At 60.2% G+C, this 13,675-nt stretch carries 7 protein-coding genes; 3 read left to right on the top strand and 4 right to left on the bottom strand.

Annotated features, from left to right (window positions below):
* Positions 1-163 precede the first annotated feature (163 nt).
* A complete protein-coding gene (locus tag Enr13x_RS23290; RefSeq protein WP_145389248.1) occupies positions 164-1,090 on the top strand; it encodes a PP2C family protein-serine/threonine phosphatase in 927 nt (308 codons plus the stop codon).
* Positions 1,091-1,094: 4 nt separating this feature from the next.
* On the opposite strand, the gene Enr13x_RS23285 is transcribed toward Enr13x_RS23290, so the two are convergent.
* The 3 genes from Enr13x_RS23285 to Enr13x_RS23275 form a co-directional block, all read right to left on the bottom strand.
* A complete protein-coding gene (locus Enr13x_RS23285; RefSeq protein WP_145389247.1) occupies positions 1,095-2,321 on the bottom strand; it encodes a pyrophosphate--fructose-6-phosphate 1-phosphotransferase in 1,227 nt (408 codons plus the stop codon).
* 666 nt (positions 2,322-2,987) lie between these two features.
* Complete coding sequence (locus Enr13x_RS23280; RefSeq protein ID WP_145389246.1) at positions 2,988-3,554, bottom strand: prolyl hydroxylase family protein; 567 nt, start codon at positions 3,552-3,554, stop codon at positions 2,988-2,990.
* A 41-nt stretch (positions 3,555-3,595) separates the two neighbouring features.
* Complete coding sequence (locus Enr13x_RS23275; protein WP_197455303.1) at positions 3,596-4,885, bottom strand: NTP/NDP exchange transporter; 1,290 nt, start codon at positions 4,883-4,885, stop codon at positions 3,596-3,598.
* A 230-nt stretch (positions 4,886-5,115) separates the two neighbouring features.
* Here Enr13x_RS23275 and Enr13x_RS23270 point away from each other — a divergent pair, with 230 nt between their 5' ends.
* On the top strand, positions 5,116-5,613 hold the full coding sequence (locus tag Enr13x_RS23270) for a methyltransferase domain-containing protein (RefSeq protein ID WP_145389245.1): 498 nt from the start codon (positions 5,116-5,118) through the stop codon (positions 5,611-5,613).
* A gap of 228 nt (positions 5,614-5,841) precedes the next feature.
* Entirely contained in the window at positions 5,842-10,929 is a 5,088-nt protein-coding gene (locus Enr13x_RS23265; RefSeq protein WP_145389244.1) for a caspase family protein, read from the top strand.
* On the opposite strand, the gene Enr13x_RS23260 is transcribed toward Enr13x_RS23265, so the two are convergent.
* Positions 10,926-13,526, bottom strand: a complete 2,601-nt coding sequence (locus Enr13x_RS23260; RefSeq protein ID WP_231743734.1) for a TonB-dependent receptor — start codon at positions 13,524-13,526, stop codon at positions 10,926-10,928. The two genes, Enr13x_RS23265 and Enr13x_RS23260, sit on opposite strands and share 4 nt — an antisense overlap.
* Positions 13,527-13,675: the final 149 nt, after the last annotated feature.

The following is a 13,675-nucleotide window of genomic DNA, read 5'->3' as shown; positions in this document are numbered from 1 at the left end:
CCCGTCGGGGACAGTCGAGGTTCCCGCGCGATCCGCTTTGGGACACATTTTTGGGGCTTGGTCGGAATGTGGACCACCGCCGCGGCGTGTTCCCTGGCTTGGAATCTTCGCGAACAGCGGCAAAACATTCTTGAGATCGGCCGCAACAACGCCCAGACCGCCTATGAGAAGGATCTGGTCTATCTCCGTTGGCTTGTCGGGCATCGGGCTCGGGACGCGTCGTCATCGCAAAGAGGTTGAAGGCCGACTGAACACTGAACAGCAATTGAAAGAAAAAGAGATTCGCTTGACAACGTTTACCGAACGCAGTGCTCGGCTGAAAGCCGAACAGGTGAACTTGGAAACCCAAGCCCAGCTTCGTTTGGCCGGAACCATTCAACAGCGGTTGTTGCCCGAGTCGGCGCCCCTGATCCCCGGCTTGGACCTGGCCGGTTTATCGTATCCTGCGGAGGTCACCAGCGGCGATTTCTATGACTTCGTGACGATGCCGGATGGTTGCCTGGGCGTTGTCATCGCAGACGTCAGCGGCCACGGAACCGGGCCCGCCCTGTTGGCGACGGAAACCTGCGCCTACCTCCGTGCGCTGGCCGAAACCTACTCCGACGTCGGTGAAATCTTGACGCGTCTGAACAAGTTGTTGGCCCCCGACTTTGAAGACGGCTATTTTGTGACGCTGTTTTTGGGCCGCCTGAATCCGACAGACCACTCGTTTGTCTACGCGGGTGCCGGACATCAAAGTTACTTGCTCGACGCCGACGGCCACGTGAAAACGCTCGAGTCCACCGGTCTGCCGCTGGGCTTGGTCGACGACGCGGTGATCGAGACGTCGGTGCCGATCACCTTGCAACCCTCGCAGCTGATTCTCTGCCTGACCGATGGCATCCCCGAAGCCGCGGCCGGCGACAGTGACTATTACGGCAATCAGCGGGCGCTGGACTTGGTCAAGACCAACCGCCAACGTCCGGCCGCCGAAATCATCGAAGCACTGTGCCGCGACGCCCAGGCATTCTCAGCCCCCGATCCCCAGTACGACGACATGACAGCCGTCGTGCTGAAAGTGGAATCACGCTCCAATCAAGCGTCGGCGTGACGGATCACTGGGGTTGCAGTGCGGTGGTGTCGTGGGGTTGGCCGATGGCGGTGAGTAGATCGAGGAACCAGGGCGCGTCTTTATTGAAGGGCTTGCCACCTTTGATCCGTTCGAATTCGATCGCTCGCAATTCGTCGCCTCGCTCTTCGTCTTCGCCAATCACGCCGCCTTCACCCGCCAGGGCACATTCGACGGCTTTGTCGGCGCATTGCTTGATCAACGCCAAGTCTTCGTCGTTGGCGCGGGCGGCGCGGCTGAAGTAGCCGCTCTTTTGGACCAGCGTCTTTTCCGCACCGAGCATCTTGGCAAATTGCTCACCAAACCACTTGCCGGGATTCACCGCGTCCAACTTGTAGTGGCCGAACGCATCCTTGGGCACTTCCTCGCCGCGCGACTGCATTTCCTCCACGATGGTATCCACGCCGGCACCCTCGGAGATGAAGATGTTGACGCAGTCGATGTCGTCCATGATGGTGCGCAGACGTGCGGCTTCTTGTTCCAGGTCGAAGTGCATTTCGGGGATATAAACGCCATGCACTTCATCGCGCTGGCGACTGAGTCCGGCGTCAGGCAGGAATTCCATTTGGTCGAGTAGATTGCGGTACTTGAGCGCCGTCGCAGCAGTCAGCCAGCCGCAATTGCGGCCCATCACTTCGTGCACGATCAACATCCGCGGGTTGGCGTTTTGCTCGGCCACCACGTTTTCGAAGAACCTGGCGCCCTGCTCGGCGGCCGTCCAGGCACCCAGACTTTGCTTGATCGGGATCACGTCGTTGTCGACGGTTTTGGGAAGCCCGACGACCGTCAATTCGTAGCCGTTTTTTCTCAGGAACGCGGCGAGATCGGCAGCCGACGTGTTGGTGTCGTCACCCCCGATCGTGTGCAGCACGTCGACTCCGTCTTGCTTGAGCCGCTCCGCTGCGACTTCCAGTGGATCCTGGCCTTCTTGGACCAGGCCGCGTTTGACGCAGTCAGCCACGTTCGTCAATTTGACGCGGCTGTTGCCGATCGGGCTGCCGCCACGTTTGTGCAGCAGGGCCGCGTTGTCGCGCACGTTCTGGTTGACGGCAAAGCTGTCGCCCAACAGCAAGCCCTTGTAGCCCGAACGGTAACAGACGATTTCGACTTCCGGCGCCAACTCGGTGTAACGCTCGATCAGGGCGCCGATTCCCGAAGAAAGGCAGGGCGCCAGTCCGCCTGCCGTCAGGATGCCTACCTTCTTAACTGCCATGGTTTGCTTCTCGATTAGACCAGTGAACGGGGGACCATACCGGCCCCAGTCTATGAAACTTTCCACAGCCGGTCACCCGGGGAGCGTGGCGGTGGAAAACGATTGACCGTAGCGGTCGGGTAGGGTTGCCTGGGTGCCCCTTGGGCAAGTGTCTGGGACAGGGGCGATGAGGGGGGAATCGGAGGCGCGCTGGGAGGGCAGAACGATGGGGGCAAAACGATGGGGTGGCAGAATGATGGGGTGGCAGAATGATGGGGTGGCAGAATGATGGGGTGGCAGAATGATGGGGTGGGAGAATGATGGGGTGAGAGAATGATGGGGTGGGAGAATGATGGGGTGAGAGAATGATGGGGTGAGAGAATGATGGGGTGAGAGAATGATGGGGTGGCAGAATGATGGGGTGGCAGAATGATGGGGTGGCAGAATGATGGGGTGGCAGAATGATGGGGTGGCAGAATGATGGGGTGGCAGAATGATGGGGTGGCAGAACGATGGGGGCAGAACGATGGGGGCAGAACGATGGGGGCAGAACGATGGGGGCAGAACGATGGGGGCAGAACGATGGGGTGGGAGGATGATGGGGTGGGAGGATGATGGGGTGGGAGGATGATGGGGTGGGAGGATGATGGGGTGGGAGGCGGCGGAAGATCGAATCCGAATTCAGCCTCACGCTTCGGCGTGATCGGATTTCTTGTACATGACGTCCGATCGGAGCACATACTTGCGACCTTGCAGCACTTCCTTCCCGGTGTGTTTTTGCCAATGGCAAAACAGCAACGCCATTCCTTTTTTGGGCTCGATCTTCACGCCGTGCCGGAACCGAGTTTCGCCACCGGAAAAGTCGTCGTTTAAATAAATCAGAAAGGTGAGCAGACTCTGCACCCCGCCGTCGAGTCGGACGCATCCGTCGGCATGCCAATCAAATTTCTGACCGACATCGTACCGATAATACCTCAGCCGCTCATTGAGCCCCACCGCTTGGCGGCCTTTGGCCGAATAGGGGATGTCCGTCGCAATCCGCTGCCAGAGATGGTCGGCCAGCTTTGGATCATCGAAAATCACGCGGGCGTTGTTGCGCACGTCGGGCATGCGCCGAGGCCCACGCTCGGAATTCACGGTGGCCTGCTCGTACCCGAGTGACTCGCCGTGCGCGATCCAGTGATCGCATTCCTCAGCAGAACACAAGTCCGGAATCGTAAAGACTTCGTCGTTGACGCGGATCAGTTTTGACACTCGATTCACCCTCTCGATTGGCCGCCCGGACGCCCTTGATTCTACCGTTTATTGTCGGTGCTATCGTCGTTTTCGTTAGGCGGCTCCTGTCCGTCGGGTTGCTGGGCGGCGAGTTGCTGTTGGCGGCGGCCGAGGCGGAAGGCGGCGTAGGACCAAACCGCCAGGATCGGCAGCGTCCAAAAATTTAGCGTCGCGAACCCGAAGCCGGCGAGGTTTCGCAGCGATCCCAGGACTTGACTGGAGATCGCGTCACCGCCGCGTAGCACGACCGTGTCGATGAAGCTTTTCGACTTGTATTTGTCTTTACGGCTGACGACGGTAAACAACACCTCGCGGGCCGGCACGGTGATTCCATAGCCGGTCGCCCGCGTCACGACCATGGCCGTGGCGACGACCGCCAGGCTGCCGTAGACCGACAAGACCGAAAAGGAAACGATATAAATCAGCGGCAGCGCCATCAACGAGACACCGACCCCCAGTCGTCGCAGCATCCAGCCGGACAAGACCAGCTGGGCCGTCAGCGTCAAAATCTGTGTCGCAAAGTCGATGTAGGCGAACAGCTGGGTCTTGGATTGATCATCCGGAACGCTCGCCCCGACAATTTCGGCCTGCTGAAAATACAACTGTGTCCCGGCCGCTTGAACGAAGAACAGGAACACGCAGATCGAGGCCAGGTACGAGGATTGAAGGACATGGGTCACGCCCTCCCAAAGCCCGCCCACCGTCGGCGCCGGGCCGGGATCACGCTGCGGTCGTGTCGCCGCGAACTGGGGATCGATCGCGACACGCTTCTCCAGCCGCCACGCGCACCACAGTCCCGCCTGCAGCGTGACCATCGGGATCAGCAACAAACCGGCGGTGGACAACGCGGTCGCCACCTGGCTGGTCAACAGCGATCCCGTCACCGCACCGACGGTTCCGCCGGCGGCGATGCGACCGAACAGCCGTTTCCCTTGCTCGCTGCTGAACAGGTCCGCCAGAACGGACCAAAACACGCTGGTCGCAAACAAGCCGAAAACGTTGACCCAAATGAAGAACGTTCGGGCCGCCCAAACGCGAACGAATTCATCACCGAAACTGAGCGAGGCACTGAAGACCAGCAGCGACACGCTGAAAAAATGATACACGACGCGGACCAGCCAGCGTCGCGGCAGCCGATTGACCAGCGACGCATAGATCGGAACGGCAATCAGCATGGCGGCAAACGTCACCAGCATCAGCCCTTGCAGTTGCTTGGTGCCGCCGATCGCTCCCATCGTCTCCCGCACCGGACGAACGACGCTGTAGCTGAGCAACACAAAGAAGAACCAAGCCGCCGCCCAAATCGCCACGCGCTGCTCGGCTGGTGCTTGAGAATCGAAACTGTCGGTCGGTCTATGAATCGCTTCGCCCGCTGGTCGCGTGGTTTTGCATGGTAGGCTGTTGAAGATGCACCACCGGTAGCCAGAAAGTAACGAAACGTGCTCGCTCCGACAAGGAATCACGAAACTTTGGCGGCGACGCGACGAATACCCCTGGTAAACCCCGTTTTCTGCGATCCGTCTTCCAACCCTGTCTGCCCATGTGTCTCCAGCCCATCGATCTCGATCCCGCCCCCGGTCCCGTCACACGACGTGTGGCTCAATGGATCGAAGCGGGCCGCCGGGCCGGCAAGTCCGTGGATTGCTTTGATTACATCCCCAGCAGCGCCGAACTGCTGCACGCCTACTTGCGCGTGATCCCTGGAAAACGTTATTGCGAGTGGGGCAGCGGGCCGGGGATCGGCACCGGCATCGCAGCGATGCTGGGTTTCCAGGCGACGGGCATTGAAATTAACCCCGAATTGACACAGCGTGCGGTCGAACTGTTCCGGCAATTTGATCTATCGGCCGAGACGATCAACGCCAGCTATCACGATGTGGTGGTGCCGACCGACGTGGTGTTTGTTTATTGTTGGCCCGGGCAAGCAGTGTCGGTCCGAGAGCGATTCGTCGCGGTGATGCCACCGGGGACGTGGTTGTTGATGGCCGACGGTGCCGAACGCTTTTCCGCATTCTTGCGGGGTTACGAAGACGGGTAATCGATTCACATCAAGCGGTGCCCTAGAATCTAAAGTAGATCGAGGGTGCCGCGGAAAAGGGGGCAGGTACCAAAAATGCGAAGCACCCTGCGGCCCATTTGGTTTTTGGTACCTGACCCCTTTTCCGCTCGACAAACGCAGGCTCGAAAATTTTTAGCTGACAAAGCACCCGTGACGCACGCGTGGCAAGTCTTTGCCGGCACGCATCGAAATCCTAACGACAGTACGATGGCCAAAGCCAATCAACGAGCCGGATGGCGCAAATCGAACAAACGCGTGGTCGCCGCGACGACGACGGAATTCGGTCATCGCGGCCGCGAGAGCCGCAAACTGTTGTTTCGCGTCAGCATGCTATCCACGTTGGGCGTGCTGTTGTTGGCGCTGCTGGTTTATATGTTGCGTCGTTCGCCCGACCGTGATGTCCCGATGATCGTCGCGGCGGTCTCGCAATCGGGCGCGCGGGCGAACCATTCGGCCTTGTTCACCGCACCGAATCCCTTCGCGCTCGAAGACGTCGAATTGTTGTGGGCTTGGTTCGGGGGCGGCGTCAACGATCCGTCTGAAAATGTCGTCGTCGTCGGCAATCCGAATGATGCGTCGGGCGTGATGGGCCACGAAACGAACCGCTTGATCACCGCGATCACCAAGCCGCTGGCGAACGTCCAGCCCGGCGGCCCGGGCGGGGACATGATCGCGATCTATCTGAGCGCCCACGGGTTCGTCGACAAGGGGACGCCGTATCTGGCCGTCGGGGATAGCCGCGCCGATCGCGAAGACACCTGGATCCGCTTTCAGGACTTGTTCGACGAAATCGTCCGCACCCTGGAGGAACGCGGCAACGATTCCAAGGACGTCAGGACGGTGATCTTCATCGATGCGGCGCGTGTCGGTCCGCAATGGGACTGGGGCCAGTTTTCCGAATCGTTTTCCGAAGCCTGTCAGCGGGTGACCCGCAACGCGTCGGACCGGATCGCCGTCGTGCTGTCGGCCAGCCCCGGGCAACGCAGTTGGTGGGATCCACGCAAAGGCCATGGGCTGTTTACCAAAGCCCTGGTCGAAGCGTTGACCGGAAAAGGCGACCTGGATCAAAACGAAATGGTCACCGTGGGCGAGATCGCCGAGTATCTCAAACGCCAGGTGAACGAAGACGCCAAGGCGACGTGGGATGCGACGCAGACGCCGATGATCGTCGGCCGCCAGGCGGCGGATTGGAATTTCATCAGCCAGCCGGGCCCCCAGCCGGCACCGTCGCTGCCGATCGTCGACCATGCCCAGCTCCGCAGCGAGTTCGCCGAAGTCGACAAGCTGTGGCAACGTCATAATCGACTGGCCCGCATGACGCACCCGCCGTTGGCGTTCAACCCCTTGGGCTGGGCGACCCTGGAAAAGAAACTCGCCCGCTTGGATGCCCTGCTGCTGTCCGGAAAAGGATACCGGGACCGGTTTGCCACAATCCGTTCGGGCTGTGAAAGCGATTTGGCGCAGTTCGAACTCGGACCCGATACGATGCCCGACGTCAGCTCGTTGCCGGAACTGGCGCTGCGCGATTATTTTCGCGGCGACGGTCACGAACTGGTCGACTTGAACGAGGACGAGCGGGCGGCGTTTCGTGAGATGATCGGCAATTGGCGCAAGAAGCCTGACGTCGCCGCTGCCATTCAAGTGCCGATGAGCGAGGCGCAAGCGATCCGGTTTCTGTTGTCGTGGATCGAGGAAAAAAAGTATGACGCGGAATCACTGACGCTTGCCTCGGAGTTGTTGGAGCGTGCCAATTTGGTGACCGGAGCCCAGCCGGCGTCGTTGATCGAGTCTCAACTGATGCGACTTTGCTCGGCGCCCGACCTGACGCACCTGGAACCGCAATCCGTTGCGACGCTGTTTGAATGCCAAAACCTGAGTCGCCAGACCCTGTGCAGCGATGATCTGCGGGCGTCGTTTTGGATTCGAAAGCGTTTCCATGACCTGCAACAGCAACGATTGGCATGCGTGGATCGAATGTTGTCGCGCAATGGTGGCGAACAGGGGATCGGACGCAGTCGCTGGCGCGAGGTCGGTGACGGGTTCGAGTCGCTGGCGCAATCCGCATCCGAGATATCGCAAGCTTACAAACTGCGCGACCAGATGCTGCATTCCATCCCACGCATCGCGGAGACGTTGATGGTTGATATGGAGGCGTTCGACTATCAAGAACAGTTTCCCGACAGCCAAACACGCGCGATCGTCGGACGCGCGATCGATAGCCTCGGCACGCTCGTGTCCAGTTTGCAGCTTCCCCAAGACGACGACAACCAGCCCGTCGCGGCGCGAGAGCCACAGATTCAGGCGGCGCGTTTGAAGGCGCAAAAGGCGTTCGACGCGCTGACCGATCGGATCATCGATCGATTGAATCTGGCGACCAAGGAAAAAGCCGGGGATGCCAAGGGCTTACGCCAGAATTTCGCGCTGCTGGCCGGGTCGGGGACCGATCGTGCGGAACTGCGACAACGCGTCCACACGCGGCTGTGTGATCTGATCGCCGATGTCAGCGCCGGCGTGGGAACCGTCAAGAGCAATCAGCCGGTTCCCGACGGTGGCGAGACGGCGACGACGCTGGATCTGATGGCGATCGGTCGCAAGCACGTCTGGGACCATTGGCTGAGCGTGGCCGGCGACCCCGCACTGCTGGCCGCCACCGCTCCGCCGACCACCTCCGCTCCGCCGACCGCCGGCGATGCCGCGGCCCCGAATTTGGTCGAGCTGTTTCAAGCCACCGGCGTTTCCTTTCGAAAACAGGTGGCCGAGCTCGCCGGGGGACGCCTGGGCGAGCGGACGCTGGCCGACGACGTGATTCAAGATCCGATCCAACGCTCCGAAGCAAAGGCGTCGTTGCCGACGACACGACGAAAAATCGAGGGTTGGGACACCTACCTGCGGGCCCGGACGATCCTGTTCACCTACGCTCCCCCGGAAGTCGAAAAGATCGGCAAGGGGCGTTTTGCCATCGACCAGCAATTGTTCCTGTTCGACCATGCCTCGCGGACGATGGATGAATTTTGGTGTGGCGCACGCGAGGGCGATCAACCGTTCTTCGTCGACGCCGCCAATCGGTTGCTTCAATCACGCAATCAGAATCCGCTGTTTCCGACGATCAAATTGAATTTGGACGGGGTGGACTTGAGCGCCCGCTTGGCGGCGGCCGGCACAGCAGCGGTCGCAAAGCGATCCTTGCAGCCCCAACCCGCGGAAGACCTTCGCGTGGGCAACTTGTTGAAATTTGTGCTCGGAACGGAGGTGCAGTTTGTGCTCGACCGTCCGGCTTCCATCCCGGTCGGGTACGCATCGGTCTGGTCCAGGCTGGGCGATCAGTCCAAGACCGTGTTGTTGGAGCCGCCCGCGGGGGCATCCTCGCAGCCGTCGGACGTGGCGGCCATTACAGTCCCGATGTCGGTCCCGGCGGATACCGCGGCAGATGAAGCATCGATCGTCACCGGCGTGTTTTTCCGCGGCATGAGACGCACCGGACGCATCGCGTTTAAGACGCTGACCGGGGGGACGCGGATGGTGTTTCGGCTGCCCAACTATGCCGAACCGGCGGCCCGCGTCATCCGCCGCCAGAAAGAACCCGAGCGGTTGCTGCTGGTGATGGATTGCTCGCGTTCGATGGGCATCGGCACCAATGCCGGGTTGCCGCGTCTGGAGGTCGCCAAGACCGCGGTCACCGGGTTCCTGAACGGACTGACGCCGGAGGTGGAAGTCGGACTGATCGTCTTCGGTGATCAATTCGGTTTCAAGGAGACGTTGATCAATCCGTTGACCGGCAAGCGGAGTCGCGACGGCAAACCAAAAATCTGGCCGGTCGAAGTCAACGGGCAGTATAAATTTCGCGTCGAGCAACTCGTCCAGGGACAAGTCATCGACGCCGGCCATGTCGCCGGAAACGAACAGATCGCCAGCAACCCGAACTTTGACGTTCGCGTCGCCGCACCGATCAAGCCGCTCGACGCCCGCCAAGTCCGTGATCTGAGGAGCAAGATCTCAAACCTCGGCGCGATCGGCACCACGCCGACCTATCGAGCGATCGTCGAAGCCTACAAGCAACTCGGACGCCGCCGCGGTCACATCATCGTGCTGACCGATGGGTTGCCCGCGACGGTACACACCGAAGGCACCAACGTCGACGATTTGAGTGACCAGGCACAAGCCCTGTACGCCAAGAATCAGAAGACGATCAAATTGACCTTTGTCCGTTACTTGATCAGCGCCAAGAAACTCGAGGACGAATTCCGCGGGGCAAAGTTTCTCGATGCCGCCGACGGCAAGGCTCTGCTGCGGCACTTGCAAACCATCCGTTCCAAACCGGAAGTCTCTTGGGAGCGGAATCGCGAAACGGCGAGCATCAAGGCCGACTTCGATTCGGTGGTCTCCATTTCGCAGTGGCCGCCCAGCGGTGTCGCGACCCCGAGCGGGCATCCGGTCTTGCCTGCGGAGAATTATTCCATTCGGGCGACGCTGCCCGATGATGGCGACCCGGTCGACGAATCGACGGACGTCCGTGTCGAAGGCGGCGAGCAGTTTGAGTTGATCTTGGCGGACAAGCAGTTGTCGCACCAGCCGTTCAATTTCCGGTTCAGCCCGTTCAGCAAGATCGCGACGGAGTTAACCGATGCCAGCCGTTTCCAAGTGCGCGCCGGTGCGATGAGCAGACGCGTCGACCGCCAGTTGACGATTCAGGTGGCGATCGAAAGCGCCAGCGGTGACCAGGGGAATGGAAAATTTACGCCGCGGCCTTCAGATATCTGGGTCGAACTGACGGGGATCGACAGTCGTGCGGCAAGCGGCGGACGCCAAGAGACGTATTCGTTCAGTCTGCCCGAGTTTCTGGAGCGTCAACCGATTCCGATTCTGCTCTGCCGCATCGATGATTTTGATGCACGGTATGACCAAGTCGCCGTCAAAGCGTGGCTGCGGTTTGGCGATCAACGTCTGGCCGGCACCCCGATTCCGTTGGATCGGCCGGATCTGATCACGCTGGACGACTTGCCCGGCGTCTCGTTTCGAACCCAACGGGAACCCAATTCCGGAGGCGGGATTCGCGTCACGGTCACCGAGCAATACGCCGACGAACGCGAACCGAACAGCATTCGGGTCCTGCCCTCGCCGCTTCCCGACGAGGCCTCGACGGTCGTTTATCGTGACAAGCGGGTCGTCACACGCACCTTTGACTTTGCCGACGCCGAAGCATCGGTGTCGCTCAGTGCGATCGCCGCCAGCGAGATTCAGAAACAGAGCACGCTGGCGGCCAAGGGGGCCGTTCCGATCGACTTTGACAGCCGTTAGTAGTCGACTTCGACACCGAAGTACGGCGTGAACCCGGGCGACAGCACGGCGGTTTGGCCGTACGGTGACTGCGGAGCCGTTTGTGCCGGAAGTCGCAAGTTCAGGTGTTCGTAGTAATTGTTGTCGAACAAGTTCTCAACACCCATCGTGATGTTCACGTTATTGGCCGGGCGGCAATAAGCGCGAAAGTAGCTGGTGGTGAATCCTGGCGTTGCCGACTCCAACGTCACTACACCCGTCGCCGGAGGCACGGTGCGAAGTGTTGCCAGCCGGTCCTGATTGTCGACCATTCGAAGGCCCCATTCGACACCCCATGCGTTTTGCGGCCGCGTGTCGGTCAGTCGCAGACCCAGTCGTCCTTCGAGCGGATTGATGCCAGACAACGGCTGATTGATTTCTCGGTCTCGCCCGTCCAGGTAGGCCAGGCTTCCGAACACTTGCCAGCCGTCGACCAGATCGGCTTCGCAATAGTACTCGAACCCTGTCAGCGTCGCGTATTCGGTATTGATCGCACGCAGCAATTGGGCGCCGGTTGGATCACTGACCTCATTGGCTTGGTAGGTGACGTAGTCCACGATCCAGCTGTGAAATCCGCTCAGCCGGGCACGTAGATAGTCATATTCCATGTTGACGCGTGCATCGACTTGCCAGTTGCGTTCCTTGCTCAGCGTCGGGTCACCGATGATGCGGCTGAACCCGTTCTGGATGATCGCGAGAAACAGTCCGTCGCTGTAGCGTTGTTCCAAGTTCGGCAGGCGTTCGGCATAGCCGAAGCCGAGGCGAGCCTTCCACGCCGGCGCCAGGTCGATGTCGTTGGTGATGAAGAACGAGCTCAACACGTCGGAAACATCCAGGTCAGTGTTGATCGCACCTGTTCCCACGTCGCGGAAATTGGATCGGCCCAGATCCACGTCACGCGGATCGGCTTCGGTGTGTGCGAATGAAACCCGCGCTCCGACGGCGGTTTGCAAAAACGGTTTTGGTTTGAAGGAATACTCGGTGTAGAGTCCGGGTTCAAACACTTCAGCCGCCGGCAGCCCCGTGTTAAAGCCGAGCAGGGGATTACCGAACTGGTCATTGAAGTCGGACAGGTCGAAGGATTCGTCGATCTCTTGCCGAACGTATCGCACGTCAAACCCGGCACCCAGCGTCGAATCACGGTCGATCTCCTGCGTCACGCCCGCTCGCATCCCGGCGCTGATCAGGTCACCGTTGACGGTTCCGAAGAATTCGTCGCCGGGGGCTGCGATCACCGGAGTGGTCGGCGGCCCGGTGTTACCCGGCCGACCGATCGCAGCCAAGGCGTCGTCAACGCGCTGCAAGACCGGGAAATCAATGCGGCGTTTACTGCCGTTGCTCGTGTCACCGTTGAACTCCGTGTAGTTGACCCAGCTGTCAACGCGATAGGCAAACCCGGCGCGCTCGTCCCGGTGAATCAAGCTGTGTGTCAGCCCATCGCTCTTCAAGTCGTCAACGTCGAAGAATTGGCCGGCGTATTCGGTGTTGCCCTGATCAATGTGCGTGTAGCGAAGTTCGCTGCGGGTCTGGTCGTCGATGTCGTAGCCGATCCCGCTGAACAGGTTGAAGGCGTCGTAGCTGGACGGAACCAGCAGCCCGTCGCCGGCTTCGTAATCGCTACCCTTGCGATAGCCGACATTGGCAAAGTAGCCCAAGCTTTCGCCACCGCCGAACAAGGTCATCGTGTTGTAGGTCTGGCCGCCATTGGTGCGGACGTTGGTGCCCAAGCGGATGTGGTTTTCCCAACCGCACTGATAACGCGGTGCGGGAATCGTATCGACATTCAAGAACGAGAATCCGCTGCCGTAACGCACCGTGTACGGGCCGCTGTAGACCTGAACATTGCCGATCAGCGATTGATCGATCTTGGAAAACACGCCGTCCAAATCGCTGCGAACGGGAAACTGATAGGATCCGTCATGCGTGGTGTAGATCTGGCCGTTGTAGAAGCCACGGATCCGCGGATCAAAACCCACTTGGCTACGCTGTCGGGCGCGAACCGTTTGGGTCGTCGGGTTGTTGACCAGGGTTTCACCCATGTCGGGTGTGGCGGTCAAGTTAAAGGTTTGGGCGGTCACAATGTCGACGGCGGGCGCCTCGTTCAAGCCGACCTCGCTGGTCCCCTGAACCTGTTCCAGGTCGTCGATAAAGCTGGCCGAATCAACCAGGGACGACGTGTCGGTGCTGAGTGCCGGCCGGCTGATCAGACTCCAGTCGCCGAAACCGAAGTCTTCCGAAATTTCGCCGGTGTCGAACGATTCCAGTCCGCCCGAAGGCCCTGCGTCGATCGGCTGAATCCCCTGTTGTCCGACGGCCGCGTTGGGGCTACCGAACAGGTCCTCCTCCTCAAATTGAGCCGGCATCACGCCTGTGGCCACCATCTGCTCCAGATTCTCGGCGATGCGAAGCAGTCGGAATTCGGGCTCAACGGAGGTAGGCTCACTCGCTGCAGCGGCACTCGCTGCAGGCTCACTCGCTGCAGGGGCACTGAGCTCCGGATCCTCGGCCATCACCACGGGCATAGAGATCAACGCCACGATCGCCAGCGGTAGCAGGCTTCCTTGCCTTGTTCGAAACATTGCTTTCCCTGTCAACTATCAGTTTTGGTGGGAGACCGATCGCCCCTGACGCCTCATCCGTGAACCGTCCGCACTACCCGATATGATGGGTAGATCGACGGACACCCCCGAATGCCTAAAGCAAATGTTGGGCAAAGATGCGAAACTGC

It is taken from the genome of Stieleria neptunia (assembly GCF_007754155.1).
Taxonomy (GTDB): Bacteria; Planctomycetota; Planctomycetia; order Pirellulales; family Pirellulaceae; genus Stieleria; species Stieleria neptunia.
This window is presented reverse-complemented; position numbering and strand designations above follow the sequence as displayed.